Below are 19,989 nucleotides of genomic sequence, written 5' to 3' on the forward strand. Positions count from 1 at the left end.
CTATAAATTTCGGGACTATGCTCCGGTCTGAGAATTCCGAGAACAACACACAGCACACATTGTCTTTTTCCGAATTTCTGAATCAGGTCGGTAAAAATAACCTCGGCTATTTAGCCGAAAAGTACAATGTAAATATAGCAGAAGCAGAGATTATAGCACAGAAGGTATTACCCGACCCCGATCTGGACTTTGAGGCTGCCAATGATGCTTTTAAGCTAGGAGTATCCTATAACTGGGAACTGGGAAACAAACGTGGTGCAAGGGTACGTCTCGCCAAGAGTCAGGCGGAACTTGAAAAACTGGCTTTAGAATATTATTATCAGGAATTGCGAGCCGAAGCAGCGAATCTGTTTTTAGATGCGATTCAGCAAAAAGAACTTTTGTCCGTAAAAGAGAGCTCATACGAATATATGTTACAACTAAGCCGGTCGGACAGTATCCGTTTCAGATTAGGAGAAATAACAGAAGTTGATGCACGCCAGTCGAAACTGGAAGCGACCACTCTTCTCAACGATGTCTTCGAGCAGGAAGCGGTTTACAAATCGGCTTTAGCATCTCTAAACCAGTTTATGGGTAAAACATCCGATACCTTCAATATCCCTCTGGCTAAATGGGATACCCTGAATAGGGAATACAACCTTCCGGATCTTGCATCCCAAGGGATAACTAACCGTATAGACCTTTTTGCAGCACATAAGAATGTAGAAGTATCAATCAACCAGCAAAAACTGGTAAAGGCCGAGCGTAAAATGGACTTAGGCCTTTCAGTTAACTATGAACGAGACTGGCACGGATTTCTGCCACCTTCGCGGTCCTACACTGCAGGTGTCTCCATTCCTTTAAAGTTTTCGAATCTGAATAAGGGTGCTATAAAAGTGGCACAATACGGTATAGAACAATCGAAAACACAGCAAAAAACGTTAGAATTACAAGTTCAAACAGAAATATCTCAAGCCTTTTTTTACTTCGAAGCTGCCAAGAAAAAAGTAAAGCAATATCAAACGGGATTACTAGAAGAATCCCGCAAAATACTGGATGGAATGGTATATAAGTATAAACGCGGCGAAACCAATATCATGGAAGTATTAATTGCCCAACGAACATATAATGAGGTTCAGGAACAGTATCTCGAAACGATAAAAGGGTATGCTTCTTCATTAGTTAATCTGCAAAAAGCATGCGGAATATGGGATATTGAACTCTAAAAAAGTATCTTTGTTATACTCATTATACAAGTAACAGACAGCTTTCGATAAAAATATAACTGATTGTTATTATTTGGCTTGTAAATAAAAAAAAGGTCTGAGACCTTAATTCAAAATCTACATGAAGAAAATACTTGTAATAGAAGACGAAAAGCGAATAGCCGAACTTCTGGAAAAAGGTTTAACGGAGTTTGGATTGGAAGTCAGTATAGCTTTTGACGGCGATACCGGAAAACGCCTGATCAATTCCAATTTATACGACCTGATCATTACAGATATTATCCTTCCACATCACAATGGCTTTGAACTCACCCGTTTCATTAAGGAGAAATATCCGATGTTACCCGTAATAATGCTCACCGCATTAGGGGCTACAGATGACAAACTAGACGGTTTTGATGCAGGTGCAGACGATTATATGGTAAAACCCTTTGATCTGCGCGAATTATATGCCCGTATAAATGTCTTATTAAAAAGACACAGTAATCTGTCGGGAAAAATCACAAGAAATGAATTAAGGTACAACGATTTATCTATGATGCTAGATAGCCGCAAGGTGCTTCGTGCCGGAAAAGAAATAAAACTGACCCCAAAAGAATTTAGCTTATTGAAATACCTGCTCGAAAACCCAGAAAGGGTTTTGCCCCGTGCAGAGATTGCCGAAAAGGTATGGGATACCCATTTCGATACAGGAACGAACTTTATTGATGTGTATATCAACTATCTGAGGGGAAAGATCGACAAAGGGTTCGATCAGAAACTTATCCAGACAAGTACCGGAGTGGAATTTATCCTTAAATCGGAAGAATGAAAATAAAGACAAAAATAGCGCTCCGGTATTCTATTGTTACTGCCATATTGATGACGGTCTTTGCTGCAATTATCTACTTCGTATCGGCTCACGATAGAGAAACCGAATTTTATGATGATTTGTACAAAGAAGGCGTATCAAAAGCGAATCTATACTTCGAAGCAAAAGCTTCACCCGAAATAATGCACTCCATATATAAGAATAACATCGAATATATAGACGAAGTAGAGATTGCTATTTATGATACAAAGTTCAACCTGATGTATCATGATGCCAAAGACATCGATATTGTAAAGGAAACACCTGAACTGATCAATTACATAATCCAGAGTAAGAAGAATATCAATTTTTATTTAAAACAGCATCAGGTGGTAGGTTTTATCTTTCACCATAACAATTCCCAATATGTAATTACGGCAGTAGCCTATGACGGTTACGGATATGCCAAACTGCATAGGCTTACTATCAACCTGATTATATTGACCTTTATATGCATTATCTTATCTTTTGCATTAGGATATTTCCTTGCCCGAAGAGCTTTAAAACCCGTTTCCGAAATATCGGACAGGATGAAAGATATTACGGCAAATAATCTACACTTGCGCCTGTTGAATTACAATGAACATGATGAGTTTGGAGAACTGGCTACTTCTTTCAACAAAGCATTAGATATCATTGAGTCTTCTTTCGAATCGCAAAAAATGTTCGTTAGTAACGTTTCCCATGAGTTGCGGACTCCACTTGCCGCCTTAATTGGTGAGATTGATTATGCACTGTTGAAAGAACGTACTATCCAAGATTATATTAAGACTCTACAAAATTCGAAATACGATGCTTCGCGGCTAATCAAGCTTGTTAACGGTCTTTTAGATTTAGCTAAGGCCAGTTATGAAGAAAGTAGAATATCTATGACCGAGATACGTATCGACGAAGTTGTTCTGGATGCACGTAAAGATGTACTCAAGGCCGATCCTCAATATAAAATCGATATACAATTAGCTCCTTTAACAGAGGACGACACAGCGTTGATTATTGAAGGAAACGAGTATCTTCTAAAAACTGCTTTTTCTAATCTGATGGAAAATAATTGTAAGTTTTCGGAGAATAACACATCAACTGTAAAGATATCTTCGGAACAGAATGCAATATGTATTAGTTTCTCCGATACAGGTATTGGTATTTTGCCCGAAGACATGGAAAATATATTTAAGCCATTTTACCGGGGCAAGAATAAAGAGTTTATAACCGGCAATGGTATCGGGTTAGCTCTTGTTGATAAAGTAATTAAAATACATAAAGGTCAAATAGGAATAAACTCAGCTATTGGTGTGGTCACAACCTTTTATATCAGATTCCATACTCGTGACCATCACGTAATATCTGAATAAGGAAATAATACGCGAATAACACAGAATCTCCTTATTCAGACATTTATCATGATATTATTTATTCATTCGACTGCAAAAATAGGTTCCGTAGTATCTTGTTTTACGGAATAATACTGTATCGCACTATCATTCATTTTAGGATATACTTTATTCACCAGATTTATCATTTCCGCTCCTGCTAAAAGTACCGGGCCATAACCATGTGCCGCATATACATTTACGGGACGATAATAATAGAATGCAGGATCAAAAGCCATTCCTGTTCCTACACAAGTACCCTCGACCTGCCCTTTATCATTTATCTTGGACGAAACTGCACTCCACCCAAGCTGGGCTACAGGCCCGAATGATATTGCATCCAACCATCCTCTATTGATACCATGGGCAATACAATATACAAATATAGCAGTGGCAGATGTCTCCAAGTAAGAATCATTCCGGTCTAGCAACTGATGCCAGAAGCCTTCGCCCGATTGAAGGGCTACTACTCCCTTAACATGAGCTTTATATTGTTCTAATACCAGAGAGTATCCGGGGTGAGTCTCCGGTAGAATATCGAGTACATCCGACAAAGTAAGTAATGCCCAGCCATTGGCACGCCCCCAATGAAAAGCCGGATGATATTCCACACCTTCGACCCAGCCATGCATATATAATCCCTTTTCTTCTACAAACATACGTTTTGAGAATGATACTATTTGTTTTACTGCTTCGTCATAATATTTTGTATCATTACTGTATGCTCCCATCTGAGCCAGAGCAGGAATACCCATATACATATCGTCCAACCACAAAGTATTAGCCTGAGGACGCATGCGGGCAAATGTACCATCGCTCAGCCGATGCTCTTTATGCTCAATAAAATCCATATAATTATTGATCATTATATTGAAATCCATCTCGGGTACAATTCTGTTCATTTTTATCATAGCGGCACATACAGCACCTGCATCGTCCAAAGCCTGAGGACGTATAATCTGGCGCATCTGCTCGTCTACTGTATCATACTTATCTACAATAGATGTAAAATACGGAAATACAGCCGTTAGAAAACGAAAGCGGTCTTCTACATATTTCATATACCGTGCATCGCCAGTGGCTTGCGCTGCATGCATCATACCCGAATATGTTACCCCCCACTCATAACTTGCTAAACGAAAATCGCCCCTTTCGAGTTCCGAGTTTCGGTTTATTTGTGTATAGTCTTTGATTTCCTTCCCTGTCTCTCTATCTATCACCCGGGTCGGTGTAGATGATTCCAAATATTTCAATACCCGGTCAAGCGGAACTTTTATATCTTCTGTTTTCCATTCCCTGTAAGGGGTATTGTATTCGGGAGTCAACAAATGAAGGGGTGTATTAGAATCATTTATCTTTTCTGTAGATGTACTTTGTTGGTTATTACAGGAAATGAGCCCAATACTCAAAATTCCTGCTATCATATATTTGTATAGATTAGTCATAATTAATTCTCTTGTTTTACACTTTTATAGACAAACAAAGGCTCATTCGGATTAATAGGGCATAAACTATTCTGACCGGATGAGCCTCCATCTTTATTTATATCAGATCAATATCCGGGATTCTGCTCTGCTTTTTTCTCTTCCGAGGTTAAAGCTTTCCCATCCTTTTGAATAGAATCCAGGTATTTCTGCGGTATTGGTCGCAGACAGTGATGATCATCAACGTTCTTAGCGGCATCCGGATTATATGCTGTAGCACGTGCAACAAGAGTTTTAGTCCGTGCTAAGTCTTCCCAACGCTGGAATTCTCCACATAACTCACGCGAACGTTCGTTTAGTAAGAAACACATCATCCGGTCATAATCTGTTGAATAGCCCAACTTTTTGATAATCGTTTCATCTTCTGCAGGCAGGCTGCTTATACTAGAAACAGTAAGTGAAGTTGCTTCGGTAGTTTTAGCGATATTATTCGATTCATAATACGAATTTTCAGGCATATAAGAAGTAGCACTCTTTTTATATCCAAGTGAACCTTCGTGGTAAGCAGCACCTCCGTCGCAATATGCTGCACGGTTTTCCCCTGACTTGTATGCTGCACGGTCGCGTACTTTATTTATATATGACAATGCACCACTATAATCACTTAAACGAATTTTGGCTTCCGCTGCAAGTAAATAAGTATCAGCTACCCTTGCCAGAATACCGTCACGATAGCCAATCCCATCCGGGATTGCTTCTCTCGACCCGTCAATAAATTTACTTAACGGCGGAAACCTGTTTGTAAAGTCATATAATGGAAATTCACTTTCAGCACGTCCTTTTACATAAGCAGCAAACACGGTGGGTATAGTCTTACCCGTTTTCTCATATTTCACTTCATCTGATAGTTGCACATTACTAAAACGGGTATCTCCGGGCCGGTTAATAACATACATTATAGAAAGGTCTCCCGATTCATAATAATCTCCTGATGGATTATTCACTGCATATTTTGTTTTGAAACTTTTCCAAAAACGCGAATCATTTACCATATCATATACATTGTACATATAGTAAGAGGTACGAAGACGTTGATATTCGCGTCCACCCGCAATATCTCGTTCCATTTGCGGCAAATTCAAGTATTGAGACAGATAATAGAGATGGGTTTGATTTCCGTAAGTACCAAGGGTAGACTTAATCGAAGAAAATTGAGCTGCAAGGATAATTTCATCTAACAATTCGTTAGCCCCATCAGGATCAGTATAATTCCATAATTCAGAAAAATTAGAAGCCAATTGATGACGTCCTATAACCTCATCGGCATATTGCAATGCCATTTGACTATCAGACTGCTTAGTTGTACTGTTCCATGAGTCGTTTATTTCGCTGGCACGGGTCAGATAAGCCTTTGCCAGAAAATGGGCAGCTGCATATTTGGTCATCTTTCCTGTCATTGACGGACTGGCTGGCAGCAATTGATAAGCTTGTGTCAAATCATCTATAACCTGTTTCAAAACTTCTTCTGCCGACGCCCGCGAAAATTCGCGTTCGGCAGTTGTACTTGGAACCAGCTTTAGCGGAACTCCTCCATATTGGCGTACCAGTTTCAGGTAATTGTATCCCCGAAGAAAATGAGCTTCGCCCAAATAAGTGTTTTTATTAGCATCAGTATATGATTCTGAAGATGCATTCTCAATAAGGATATTAGCAGAATTAATACCCGTATACATATTATCCCATAGGGTTTCAGCCATTGCTGTGTTTACATTTACAGCCGTTATCATAGAGTTGAAACTTCCGTCATAAGAATTCCACATCGCATTTGAACCATCGCCGCCGACACGAAATTCGTCTGTACCATAATTAGTAGTAGCAAAGCCCCACTCCCATCCGAAGTCAAACCGCAGATTATAGTAAAGGCCTACAGCTAAAGATTCGATACCTTCGGGTGTTTTTAAATAATCAGTATCTCTCTGCGTTGTCAGCTCTTCATCCAGAAAGTCACTGCACGAAACAGTAGTGTAACCTAATAGTATTGCAACCAGCAACCCTTTGGCCAATGTATTATATTTTTTCATTTTGATAATCTTTATTTGTTAGTAATAATCAGTGTATGCATCAGAACTCAATATTCAGACCGAAAGTATAGCCACGATTCCATGTTGAACCTCCAAGATCGGGGTCAATCCAGTCGATCTTCGAGTAAAGTAACCCCGGATTTTTAGCTTGTACATACACTTTCAAATTATTTACTCCCAACTGCCGGGCCGTTTTTACAGGCAATGTATATCCTAAAGAAATATTACGCAGTTTGATGAATGAACCATCTTTATATCCAAGGATATTATAGTACGGATCACCTCCGGCTACATTATAGATAGGTTTTTGATAGTCGGCATTTTTATTATTTTCGTTATAGTAACTGATACTGCGTTGTACATAGCGTCCACCTTGCCATTCACCACCCGTGTCATAAGTATAATCCAAACGTCCGGATAAGAAAAAAGAGAATTCAAAGCTCTTATATGTGAATGTATTACCCATGCCAACTGTCCAACGGGGACGGGTATGCCCGATAATTACACGGTCATCATTCGGGTCTATCTTATAGTCTCCGTTCTGGTCTACCGGACGTGCCATACCTACCTGAAAACTATGCCCGTTGGCATTAAATTTGGCCATCTCTGCTGCATCCTCTTCTTTCCAGAGACCTGCACTTGCATAATTATAAATTACACCCGAATAATTAGTATCACCTTGCCTATAACCTACACCATGTCCTATAAACCAGCCATTAACAATGTCATCTTCTTTACCATTGGCCAGTTTATCTATTTTATCTTTTTGCCATGCAGCACTTATACTGGTAGACCATTCAAAGTCTTTTGTTTTTACATTGATTGTGTTTAATGTGAGGTCAAAACCGACATTCGATGTTTCCCCGATATTGGCATAAGTCGACGTATACCCTGTCAATGCAGGAATAGTCATTTCCATCAAAAGGTCTTTTGTTTTTGAAGTATACACATCCAGAATACCAGACAAACGGCCTTTAAAGAAAGAAAAATCCACCCCTAAGTTATACTGGGTTGTTCTCTCCCACGTCAGATCTTGATTAGCCATTGCGACATTACCGTTGGAGATCAACGATTCGGAGGCCGAATAACCGGGAATTGCCGTATTTCCATATGGATAGAAAAGTGAGACTATCGCACCTTTTGTCTGATAAGGATCTATAGCAGAGTTACCTGTTGTTCCCATACCTAACCGAAGTTTTAATTGGCTCACCCAATTAACCTCTTTCAGAAAATTTTCCTGCTCCAGGCGCCATCCCAATGCCAAGCTAGGGAAAAATGCCCATTTATTGCCTTCGGCAAGCTGCGAAGCTCCATCCCAACGTCCGGAAGCCGTTAATAAGTATTTATCGTCAAAGCTATAGTTTATACGTCCCATATAAGACAATAATTGCTTTTCCGTCATATCAGAGTTCCAATCATCCAGAGATGATATATTAGCTTTACTCAAAGCATTCCATTTCTGGCTGGCTAAAGGGATATCTATAGCACGCAAATACGTCTGCTCATAATTATATTTAGTGGCACTTTGGAGTAAAGTAGCTCCCAGATTATGTTTCCCGAAAGTGCGGTCGTAGTAGATCAGATTATCCAATGTCCACGAAAAATCCTGTTGATTTTCCTTCGATGCATAATTAGTACCATTGCGGTTAACCGACTCTTCATCCAAAAAGATTCCTCTACGGTAATAACGGAAGTCCGGTCCAAAATTCATACGGTATTTCAAGCCTTTTACGGCAGGAACCAAATTACCAATGTCCAGCATAGCATAAACACTTCCTATAGCTCTGAACATCTGGCGCTCGTCATCGGTATATTTCCACTCGTCGATAGCAGTTTTTATCGCATCATCCCCACCAGGATATATTATGCGGTTTCCTTCGTCATCATATGGTACTGCATACGGAAGATTTGCATTAGCAGCCGCATAAATACTGTTAGGACCCGAAGGACTGCCTCCGGTAGTGGACTGTCCATATTGTTGAAGGCTATAAGTACCATTGATTGTAACTCCCATTCGGAACCATTTTGTAGCCATTACATCAATACTCGCTTTAGCAGTATAGCGGGTATATTCCTGACCTTCGAGAGTACCCTGATTATTAAGGTATCCAAAAGATCCGTACGCACTCATTTTATCGGTACCTCCACTGACACTCAAATTATGCTCTGTACTGATGGCTGTGCGGGTAACCATATCTGTCCAGTCGGTAGTAGCTACTTTCGACCCATCCCAAGTACCACTCGCCCACCCTTTCATAATGTTATTCCATGCATACGAATCATTTGCCCCCAGGAAGATCTTATAGTCATTATCTTGTGTAGGTTGGTCTCCTCGTGGATAAACATTAGGATCTAAATAATAGTATCCCCAACGACGCCACGTAATATATTCGTCTGAATTCATCATTTTCATGCGGTCTTGTATGTTTTCAACAGTTACCGTTCCTGTATAATTCAGGGTTAATCGGCCTTCTTTTCCCCGTTTGGTAGTGACCAACACAACCCCATTAGCACCGCGAGATCCATAAATAGCTGTAGCAGAAGCATCTTTCAAGATATCTATAGATTCAATGTCATTGGTATTTAAAGTCTCGATACCACTGGAAGACATGATCGGAATTCCATCGACAACATACAGAGGCGTATTGCTGGCAGTAAGAGAACGCACCCCACGGATATTAATGTTACCTATCTCACCGGGACGTTCGTTTGATGTAATATCAACCCCTGCTGCTTTTCCCTGTAAAGCTTCAAAGGCATTTGATACCGGACGTGATTTCAATTCTTTTTCACCGACACTGATCATCGCACCTGTTACGTCAGATTTCTTCTGAGTCCCGTAACCGACTACAACAACTTCATCGAGTAGTTGAGTATCTTCCTGCAGCACTATACGGATATTGGTTTGTGTACCTACGAGCACACTTTGCTCAACATATCCTACGTACCTGACCAGTAAAACATCTTTGGGGCTTGCGTTAATACTAAATTTCCCGTCCATATCCGTTATGGTTCCGGTTGCAGAACCTTTCACAGAAACAGATACACCAATAACTTCATAGCCTTGTTCATCGACTACTGTCCCTGTTACCGTTTTTGTCTGTGCAAAAACAAACATAGACATGAATCCTAAGATCAGGGTTAACATGCCTTTTGCCTTAAAAAGCTTTCTTTTCTTCGATTTTCTCATGGGTACTAAATGGTTAAGATTTCAGTTTTGACAGCATGACCAGGTTAATTCTAATTCATGCCATTGTGTTTCAAACTTTACTAATAATAAAGGAATATAGTTTTAATAAGGTTGGTTACTTTTCCGCTCTTCTCTCAAAAATAAGAGCAGTATATGTCATTGAAAAAAGAAACAAAATTTATTAAATTATCATAATTCCCTAGGAGCGAAGCAAATGTAAAAATGATAAGATATTGTAAAAAGCATATTTCGGACAAAAAATAAAACAAATCGGACAACCAATTTATCACGTTATATTTCAATAACATACAAGTATACCAAATACATAGAGGAGACAAAAAACGTTGGTAATAATCTTATAGAAGAAGGAATACACTTAAACATCCCGGATTTGATTACATAAACATTTTTTAATAAATTGCACTCGTTACTTGATAATACCAGATAAGAGTTTTACTAATCATATTTCGGATCAACCCAATGAAAAATTATAGACTAATATTAATATGCTTGTTGCTTTGTTCTTCCCCCTTATTCTCCCAGCAACAAATTCCAGAAGCAAATAATCTCAGAGGTTGGGTTATGCACCCTTGGTATGGAAAACGGGTAGCATACATCGGAGATTCTTTTACTGACCCGAATAGTTATGGAGATAAGATTCAGAAATATTGGTCTTTTTTACAGGAATGGCTTAATATAACCCCTTATGTATATGGAGTCAGTGGCCGTCAGTGGAATGACGTACCCCATCAGGCACAGCAATTAAAAGAGAATCACGGCAATGATGTTGATGCTATACTTGTCTTTATGGGAACCAACGATTTTAATAATGGTGTCCCTATCGGCGAATGGTTTACCGAAAAAGAAGAACAGGTTATGGCCGCCAATGGAGAACTTAAGCAATTGGTGACACGTAAAAAACGTACACCTATCATGAATAACGACACATATAAAGGACGTATCAATATAGGTATAACCGAACTAAAGAAACTATATCCTGACAAACAGATAATATTATTAACTCCAATGCACCGGTCATTAGCCGACTTTGGAGAGAAGAATGTCCAGCCGGATGAAAGCTATCAAAATAGATGCGGCGAATATATCGATGCCTATGTTCAGGTAACAAAAGAGGCCGGAAATATATGGGGAATACCTGTTATCGACATGAATGCTGCCACCGGAATGAATCCCATGATAGAAGAACAACTCATTTATTTTTATGATCCGGGCTTCGACCGGCTACATCCCAGTACAAACGGACAGAAACGCATTGCGCAAACACTCATATATCAGTTGTTATCGTTACCCTGTATTTTTGAATAGTAGTTTAAATATAGAATCAGCCTAAGACTTTTCGAGAAACTCTTTCGGGGTTTTCCCAAATTCTTTGATAAAACATTTGGTAAAATAAGAATGATTGGAGAATCCTACTAAATAAACAACTTCTGCTATCGAAAACTTCTTTTCGGATAGTAGCATTGCTGCTTTTTTCAATCTGATCGTACGAATATATTCGACAGGTGTTTTTCCTGTAAGTTGTTTTATTTTTCGGTAGAGCTGTTTGGTATCCGTCCGGCTTATAGAGGACAATGCATTTACATTAAAATCGGGATCGGCAATTCGATCTTCAATTATCCGTGTTATCCTGGTCAGAAATTTTTCATTTATTGAAACCACATCCATTTTGGAAGGGGTTGTAACTGTCTCGATCCTGATTTTTTCTTCTAAAATGTCCTGTTTAGATACAAGCTGTTTTATCCGCGACAGTAATACCTGAATATCAAAAGGTTTTGCTATAAAATATTCAATGCCAATATCAATACTCTCCCATTCGGTTTGCATATCGTCTTTCGCTGTAAGCATAATGATGGGCGTTGTTGCAAACGGCACATGTTTCCTTATTTGACGGCACATTTCCAAGCCATCTACCTCCGGCATCATTACATCAGCAATAATAAGATCGGGCCTTACTTTCAAACACAAGTCTAAACCCTCCCTGCCATTATTAGCTATGGCGATCCGGTAGTATGTGCCTAAATATTGAGACAGGAAATCGGTTATCTGAATATTATCATCTACAACTAAGATCAGATACTTTCTTTCATCAGTGTCTGCTAGGACATCTTCATTCTCCGACGATTCACTGTCTTCCTCTACAGCAAGAGGTAAGATTACGGTAAATAATGTTCCTTCGCCTTCGACAGATTCAACATATACTTTGCCGTCATGCAATTCAACAAAGTTCTTTACTAAAGCCAATCCGATGCCGGTACCTTCTTTATCTTTTGCATTTTTCGATTGAAAAAAACGATCGAAAATATAAGGAAGCTCCGATTCGGCAATCCCCTCTCCGGTATCTTTTACTTTTACAGACAGAATCCTGTCTTCTTTTTGATACTCTACAGATAATTCGACCTCATCGCCAGAGTTAGTATATTTATAAGCATTCGAGAGTAAATTATTTAAGATTGATTCCATTTTGATTACATCAATCTTCATATACAGTTTGTCAACATTCGAAACAAATGAGACCTTCACATTTCCACCCGAAAAGAGGGTTTGATGTGCATCTACTATTTTTCGGGCAAAACTTACAAACTCTACAATCGAACAGATAAGGCTTTGTTCATTTTTATCATTTCTCTGGAGATTCAATGCCTGATTGATTAAGCTGTTTAATTGTAAAGCATTCTGTTCTATCATTTTCAGGTTCTTTCTCAACTCCACATTCTTAGTTTCATGTATCAATTTACTTACAGGTGCAATAATAAGGCTCAAAGGAGTCTTAAACTCATGTGAAATATCTGTAAAAAAGTCAATCTTGAGCTTGGATAATTCCAAAGTCTTTTCTTTTTCGATACGTTCAATCTTTAAACGGTGCCTTACCATATTGTAGTTCAAAATCCACAAAAGCAAACAAGTTAAAAGTAAGGCATAAATAAATTTAGCCAATCCGGAAAGATACCATGGTGAATGAATTATAAATTCAAATTTATTTTTCGCGGAGGATGGTTTACCATTCGCATCAAGTAAACAAATAGATAAGATATATTTACCGGGAGGTATATGCGAATATGATATCCTGTTTGATCCGGATTCAACCATTTGCCAGTTATCATCAAAATCATCCATCTTATACATAAACTTTCCGGACCGGGAAGAATACTTTAAATCCGAAAACTCGATAATTATATTATTCTGATTGTAATTTAACTCCACAGATTGAACATATCTTATACTTTTACCTTTTGATCTGAAAGGTTTGCCGTCAACATACAGCCTTGTCAAATAAATGGGGGATTCGGATATCTCTGATTTAGCCAGATATTTAGAGAAGACACCAATACCATCGACCATCCCGAAAATTACCTGATCTGATATCTTATCATAATATCCACCCGAGAAATATTTTTCCGGATAATCCAGATAATTAATAGTTCCCGATAATTTATTTATAAGAATTATCCCGTTAGAAGATGATACCCAAATATCGTCTTCAACCTCTACCATAGAATATATATTGCCGCTCTCAAAGCCCTTAAACTTTATATAAGTAACTTTATCCGTGCGGGTATCAATCTTGCATACTCCTTTATTTACAGCAGTCCATATATAACCATTACTATCCAAAAGCATTTGTTTGAATAAGGGAAATACCTCTTTCTTACGATCATTATATAACCTGATACTAGTGACATGGCTTGTTTCCATATCTATTTTAAACAGCCCCTGTCCTATTACCCATATATGCCCCGATCTGTCTTGCAGAATCTTATGTATATGATTTCTGTCCAATCCGTTGGCTTTTGAATAGTGGTCTATGGCTACATAATCTCCTTTTGTTGTATTTACCAAAGCATCCTTATCTACCACAAAAATACCTCCCAGCCATGTGCTAATCCACAGTCGCCTGTTATCATCTTCAATTATGCTATATGCCCAGTTCGCATTATAATGATTTGTACTGTCTGTTATATTATAATAAACAAATTCTTGTGTTTCATCTATATATCGCCCAATACCCCCATCTGTGGCTATCCAAATATTCTGTTCCTTATCTTCGTAAATATCCCTTACATGATTGTGCTGCAAAGAATAACGCTTACCACCAACACGATACCATATATAGTTTCCGGGTTGAAAATTGAAGTTGTATTTTGTGAGGATTAATCCATCCGTACCACCCAGCCATAAATTATTACGTGAATCCCTGTATACTTTCGAAAATGTATTTCCATCTCCAATATTTGTAATATAAGAAATAGGTATAAAATGATAAGCATTTTGGTTCCTGAGAAGAGAAACACCACCGTTTGTTCCTATCCAAATATTCCTGCTTTTATCTAAATATATATTGGTAAGAGAATTATTGACCAGCGACTGAGAATATCTCGAATCATGCATAATGTGCTTTGTCTGCTTATTCTCAGGTTCATATACATACAGGCCATTGTCAGTACCAACTAATAATTTTCCGTCATTATCCAAGTTTATTGCCTTCACGGTACTACCGTTGAACTGATCTAACCTTTCAATTCTCCGGTTTTTCAGTTCATATACAAAAAGTGCTCCATCAGCCCCAATCCATACGCAATTGCGCAACGAATCGTAATATAATACATAAATGCAGAGGTTGTTTTTAAGATTAATTGCCGGTAGTTCAATTTTTTCAAACTTATCCGAATCCGATATATACACACATAATCCATCGTATGTGCCTATATACAAGTCTCCATCATTTGAACGTACTATGGAATAAATTGCCTGATGAGGAATATTTGTGTTCTTTACCTCCTCTAGAGTATTGTCATTTGTGTGGTATTTATACAATCCCTGTATCGAACCAATCCATAGAGTATTTTCATCCCGCAATAAAGATCGTATATCAAAAGAGATATCTATCGGAGGAGGCGAAAACTTATTTTTTTTATAATTGAAAAAGAACAGGCCGTTTCCCGATCCGAAACAAATATTCTCACTATCCCAGATAAAACCACAACTTACATGGTTCGTATTTACCGGAACTTCGGAAGCCGGGCTTACTTTATATGTTGCATATCCATCAAAAGAATAAACACCCTTATCCGTACCCATCCAGATCATGCCTAAAGGATCTTGCACAAAGCAATTTACAAACAATAAATCGTCGAAAGGAACTGTTTCCAGCTCCCAATATTTATTGTTATCCTGCCCTGAGAGATTATAAGTATGAGTTAAGGCAATAATTGTAAGAATAAAAGCACACCATCTGTTTATTCTTTCTACAAATTGACAGATCATTTATTCACTTAAAATATAAGATAAGGTTGTAACAGTCTCAAATATACAAAAAATAAGATAGCCTGATCTTTTTAAAGAAGTTAACTTTGAGACAAATCGTTCTTCAAAAGTATTACTAAAGCTTCCTGTAACTTCTCTTTATCAATCGCGGAAAAAAAAGTCTCATCGACCATCAAGGCCTTTTCTTTACCTTTTAGAGCTTTCTCGATACCTTTTTCTGTCAGCGATAAAATATATGCACGTTTATCCGTAGGGTGAATATCCCTTACCATCAGTCCTTTTTCGACCAGAGATTTCACGACATTCGAAACCATCGCTTTATCAAGACGGCGTTCGTCGGAAATCATTTGTTGCGTAACCATAGTATCCTCACTGCCCAACTCCATAGTCCCGGCCAGAATGATGAACTGTATATAGGTGATATCCAGTTCCCTCAAAGCCGCATTAACAATACGCTGCTTCAAAAAGGTCACCTGTGTCAACAAATAGCCTAATTGTTCATCCGGTTTATCAGCTTTCTTGTTTATCATATCATCTCTGTTAATATCACAAATTTAGTTTACATATAAACCAGAAGCAAGTGGTTTTTCATTTTTAAACTCAACCTCCTCGTATTTTTTTAATCGTTTTTTATAAAGTATGTTTTTCAACTGTAAAATCCGTGTTGTTTTTATCTATTATATAAATAGAGATCTTTGGTATATTGAAACTAAGAATAAAAAACCCAAAAAGAAGAATAAAAAAATCTTCAAAAATGGTGTCACTTTTGTCACCTTTGTCACTTTACAGAGAATAATCAATTGATATAAAACAAAATAAAGAGGTAACAAAGGAAACACTCAGGTGACACTCTAATGTCTCATTTGTTTAGTAACTGTCACCTTTCTTATAAAGATTACAACTACAGAAAGAAAGAATGTTTTCAATTATTGATTCGCATAAAAACTATATCTTTGGATAAAAGTTATATATTATGAACAAGAATATTTTAGTTATAATTTGCCTTTTTGCAACAATGAATCTATTTGAGCTTAAAGCTGAAGAACCACGGTCATATCAGGTAGGAGAATACAGTATTTATGTATTGACCGAAAATGAAGGACAGGGCAATATCAAGATATTGATTGATGCTCCTAAAGAAGTTACTGACGAATATACTCCCGACGGCACATTCCCAAATGCCGTCCATGCGATCGTAATAAAAAAGCAAGATGAAATCTGGCTTGTCGATACAGGATTCGGTCGAAATATATTTACACAGATGGAATCAATAGGTATTTCGCCCGAGAATGTCGACCATGTCTTATTAACTCATATGCATGGTGACCATATCGGAGGGATGCTCAGGGAAGACAAACCTGCTTTTCAGAATGCAGATGTAACTGTATCCGAAAATGAGCAAAAATATTGGGGAAGTGAAGAAAAAATGATGGAAATGCCCGAAAACCGCAGAGGAAATTTCCTTTCCGCACAAAACGTCTTCCGCCAATACGGAGATAAGGTCAAGATACAACAACCTTATGATATTAATAGCAAGTTTACAGACGGTATCCATATGCTGGAGGCTTACGGGCATACGCCGGGACATGTAATGTACTTAATACAAGACGGAGAGGATAAACTGCTTATATGGGGCGACCTTACTCATGCACTGGCAATACAAATGCCACACCCTGAGATATCTGTCACTTATGACATAGATCCGGATATGGCACGCAATAGCCGTTTAAAAGTATTGGAATATGTAGCTAAAAATAAGATCAAGATTGCCGGAATGCATGTTCCTTACTCGGGTGTCGGAGAAATCGGGAAAAGTGAAACATCTAACGGATATACTTTTTCTGCGATTCCTGGTTTACCCTGAAAGCCTTCTTATCTTGAAATGCTATCTATCCATTGGAATAATTCATCTAAATCATAGTCTCCACTGTGTGGTTTATCCCAAGGCAGAGCATAATCGACCTGATATCCTCTGTTCTGCAGGTAGGTAGCCAGTATAGCCGAAATAGCTAATCCGGTATCTTTATCCTTAGAGCCATGCCTGATTCGCCAGTACTTAGCCGTTTCTGAATCGGGGGTACCGATATAATACATCGGATTCATCAGCTTCACAATATGTTTGTCAGCTCTGCTTGCACTGGTGGTAGTATTTTGTTGTCCATACTCAGTAAAATGCTGATTGTCGATAATATCCGTACCAAACAGGTTGTTCTCTCCACTGGATAAGTCCAGAGCATCAAAAGCTGGAGGGGTTTTCTGTCGCTCCATATAACGGATATAAGCATCCCAATCCAAATCAGTTACTACATTATTTTGTATAACAATCCATTTATATTGCGATATATCAGTACCTTCTTTCAATGCTTTATTAGCAGACGCGATAACATAAGATTTAACCAGAGTCTTGAAACTGCCGTTACCGTCTTTATCAAGAGTCAGAATATCACCTTGAAGATTTTTCAGTTGCAAGCTGTTGATATAGTCCGGAAACATGTTCTTCAAAGCTGTGGAGACTCCGGTTTGTTGTTCTGTTAAGTTCATCTCCGTATTATTACCTTCAGAAGCGAACATTCCTCCTTTGCGGTAATGATCAATACCGTTAAATTGCCATTCGTAAGCCATATCAGCATTATCGAGGTTTGTTATAGGGCAATATGCCGAAGTCGCAAAAATAGCATCGCTGCCATTAGCGGCCCCCAGTTCATCTAAATATTGTTGATAATCCGGATTGTTCCCGGTAGCTCCTAACAAAGCAGACATTGCCCCTCCGGCACTCGTTCCATTTGAAATAATCTTATTCGCATCTCCGGGCATTGCTTTGTCATTGTATTTCAAATAACGGACAGCCGCTTTTAAATCAACAATGGCAGCCGGAGCCTTTCCATAAAACCGTCCATTTCCATCTTTATTGGTACGTCCTCTGGCTCCTGCCGAAGCAACCACATATCCTTTAGACAATGCCGCAATTACGGTATTCTCTTTCTGAGCAGTTTCCATCATAGACGGTCTATTATCAGCATGCCTGAACTGCCCATCCCTGTTACCTGTTCTTGGCCTGTCGCTTCTCGGTCTGCCTTCGCGCCGATCCCTGTTAGCTCTATTATTCATCGGTCTTTCATTCCCGAAACCGGTGTTCTGTGTAGATGCCGGTGTAGCCGGCATATAACCACCTATCTGGTTAGGAAAAAAGACAGGTGCAGTTTCGGATGAATAACCATTAATACTATTTCCCTGAAAATAAGCTTCCGGGATATAGATATTCATCTTATGATAAACTGTATCTACCGGATTAGCGACATAAACGATGCCTTCAAATGCCCGTATATTAAATTTCTGCCCGCGATACTCAAGCGTTTGTTTCTTATACTTTTGGGAATCAAATTCTAATTTATAGCTGCCATTCTGAGCAAATAGACCTAATGAAAGAACAGCTAACAAATTTGTTATAATTATTCTTATATTCTTCATCGGATGATACTCTTTATTATCCTTTCAGCCTTTTCATAAACGAGCCAAATGCCGGGCCTAATTCTTCAAATATGGGATGGGTACGATTATGGAGCATTACCTCGCTGAAAAGTTTCAATCCCAACGCAAACTGAACACTCTCGTCTGAATTTTGAAACAGGTTTTTCTCTTTCATAAATCCAATAACCTTAAATAAATCATCGTGATTCACGAACTCAAATTCCAATGGTTCTTTATTCACCTCTTCACCTTGTAAATCTTTTAAAGCCTGTAATCTGAGTTTATACTGATATCCTTTTTTTTCCATGATTATAAAGTGCTGAATATATTTTATTTAATTAATTTCAATATTTACTTTAATGCTTCTTTGATTGCCTCCCCGACACTTGTTGCCGACTGAGGATTCTGTCCGGTAATAAGCCTCTGATCAGACTCGACATGTACCTGCCATGGTGCTGATTTTTCGAAAATAGCTCCCTGTGCCTTTAATTTATCTTCTAGCAGAAAAGGGACTACATCCGTAAGCCCTACAATAGCTTCCTCTTCGTTTGTAAAACCACTGACTCTCTTCCCGAACACAAGGTTACTTCCATCACTTAACACTATGTTTACCAATCCTGCCGGACCATGACAAACAGCTCCTACGATACCATTATTTTCATAAATTTTCGCAGCAATACCAGAAATCTCAATATTATCCGGCAAATCCCACATAGCACCATGTCCTCCTGCATAGTATATGGCTGCATAATTTTCAGGATCAACTTCAGAAGGTTTCATACTATTGCTAATTTTATCGTAATAGTATTCATTTTCCCAAAACTCCTTATTAACCGGATCATTCAGATCAAATCCATCAACGGGTGAGTTTCCGCCCAGAGGACTGACAAAATCTATCTCATATCCAGCCTGGGTTAGAACCTTCCATGGATGAGCAACTTCACTTAAATAATAACCTGTTTTTTGTCCGGTATCTCCCTTAGTGCCATGACTAGTGATAACAAACAATACTTTCTTTTTCATATTATCTGAATTGAGTATTCCTATCTCTGTTACTTGCGCCGAAAGCCATGTAGTAACAACAAAGCATAATGCCATAAAAGAAATCAGTCTTTTCACCT

The 19,989-nt window shown here is 38.4% G+C and carries 13 protein-coding genes; 5 read left to right on the forward strand and 8 right to left on the reverse strand.

Annotated elements, in window-relative coordinates:
* Positions 1–17: 17 nt before the first annotated feature.
* The 3 genes from BUC12_RS10065 to BUC12_RS10075 all read left to right on the forward strand — a co-directional run bounded on the left by BUC12_RS10065 (position 18) and on the right by BUC12_RS10075 (position 3,404).
* Entirely contained in the window at positions 18–1,205 is a 1,188-nt protein-coding gene (locus tag BUC12_RS10065; protein ID WP_394333931.1) for a TolC family protein, read from the forward strand.
* Between the two features lie 121 nt (positions 1,206–1,326).
* Positions 1,327–2,016, forward strand: coding sequence for a response regulator transcription factor (locus BUC12_RS10070; protein ID WP_062180110.1), 690 nt, complete (start codon positions 1,327–1,329; stop codon positions 2,014–2,016).
* Positions 2,013–3,404, forward strand: a complete 1,392-nt coding sequence (locus BUC12_RS10075; RefSeq protein WP_062180107.1) for a sensor histidine kinase — start codon at positions 2,013–2,015, stop codon at positions 3,402–3,404. Before BUC12_RS10070 ends, BUC12_RS10075 begins: the two co-directional genes overlap by 4 nt.
* 62 nt (positions 3,405–3,466) lie before the next feature.
* Here BUC12_RS10075 and BUC12_RS10080 read toward each other — a convergent pair whose 3' ends face one another.
* From BUC12_RS10080 to BUC12_RS10090, 3 genes are all read right to left on the reverse strand, one after another.
* The gene (locus BUC12_RS10080) at positions 3,467–4,867 is read right to left on the reverse strand and encodes a glycoside hydrolase family 88/105 protein (protein ID WP_236689389.1); all 1,401 of its coding nucleotides are present in this window, start codon (positions 4,865–4,867) and stop codon (positions 3,467–3,469) included.
* Positions 4,868–4,974: 107 nt separating this feature from the next.
* Entirely contained in the window at positions 4,975–6,927 is a 1,953-nt protein-coding gene (locus BUC12_RS10085) for a RagB/SusD family nutrient uptake outer membrane protein (protein WP_087880254.1), read from the reverse strand.
* 40 nt (positions 6,928–6,967) lie between these two features.
* A complete protein-coding gene (locus BUC12_RS10090) occupies positions 6,968–10,117 on the reverse strand; it encodes a SusC/RagA family TonB-linked outer membrane protein (protein WP_062180101.1) in 3,150 nt (1,049 codons plus the stop codon).
* A gap of 480 nt (positions 10,118–10,597) precedes the next feature.
* Here BUC12_RS10090 and BUC12_RS10095 point away from each other — a divergent pair, with 480 nt between their 5' ends.
* The gene (locus BUC12_RS10095; RefSeq protein WP_062180098.1) at positions 10,598–11,443 is read left to right on the forward strand and encodes an SGNH/GDSL hydrolase family protein; all 846 of its coding nucleotides are present in this window, start codon (positions 10,598–10,600) and stop codon (positions 11,441–11,443) included.
* Positions 11,444–11,464: 21 nt separating this feature from the next.
* On the opposite strand, the gene BUC12_RS10100 is transcribed toward BUC12_RS10095, so the two are convergent.
* Both BUC12_RS10100 and BUC12_RS10105 read right to left on the reverse strand, forming a co-directional pair.
* The gene (locus BUC12_RS10100) at positions 11,465–15,400 is read right to left on the reverse strand and encodes a hybrid sensor histidine kinase/response regulator transcription factor (protein WP_062180092.1); all 3,936 of its coding nucleotides are present in this window, start codon (positions 15,398–15,400) and stop codon (positions 11,465–11,467) included.
* A gap of 80 nt (positions 15,401–15,480) precedes the next feature.
* The gene (locus tag BUC12_RS10105; RefSeq protein WP_062180090.1) at positions 15,481–15,930 is read right to left on the reverse strand and encodes a MarR family winged helix-turn-helix transcriptional regulator; all 450 of its coding nucleotides are present in this window, start codon (positions 15,928–15,930) and stop codon (positions 15,481–15,483) included.
* 443 nt (positions 15,931–16,373) lie between these two features.
* Here BUC12_RS10105 and BUC12_RS10110 point away from each other — a divergent pair, with 443 nt between their 5' ends.
* The gene (locus BUC12_RS10110; RefSeq protein WP_070808585.1) at positions 16,374–17,264 is read left to right on the forward strand and encodes an MBL fold metallo-hydrolase; all 891 of its coding nucleotides are present in this window, start codon (positions 16,374–16,376) and stop codon (positions 17,262–17,264) included.
* An 8-nt stretch (positions 17,265–17,272) separates the two neighbouring features.
* Here BUC12_RS10110 and BUC12_RS10115 read toward each other — a convergent pair whose 3' ends face one another.
* From BUC12_RS10115 to BUC12_RS10125, 3 genes are read right to left on the reverse strand one after another with little or no spacing between them, the layout of a single operon-like run.
* Positions 17,273–18,868, reverse strand: a complete 1,596-nt coding sequence (locus BUC12_RS10115) for a subtype B tannase (RefSeq protein ID WP_062180084.1) — start codon at positions 18,866–18,868, stop codon at positions 17,273–17,275.
* A 16-nt stretch (positions 18,869–18,884) separates the two neighbouring features.
* On the reverse strand, positions 18,885–19,175 hold the full coding sequence (locus tag BUC12_RS10120; RefSeq protein ID WP_062180081.1) for a DUF3861 domain-containing protein: 291 nt from the start codon (positions 19,173–19,175) through the stop codon (positions 18,885–18,887).
* Between the two features lie 44 nt (positions 19,176–19,219).
* Positions 19,220–19,987: a type 1 glutamine amidotransferase domain-containing protein gene (locus BUC12_RS10125; protein WP_236689388.1), complete on the reverse strand. Its 768-nt coding sequence runs from the start codon at positions 19,985–19,987 to the stop codon at positions 19,220–19,222.
* Positions 19,988–19,989 lie beyond the last annotated feature (2 nt).

The organism is Indolivaga macrotermitis (assembly GCF_900128985.1).
GTDB lineage: Bacteria > Bacteroidota > Bacteroidia > Bacteroidales > Dysgonomonadaceae > Dysgonomonas_A > Dysgonomonas_A macrotermitis.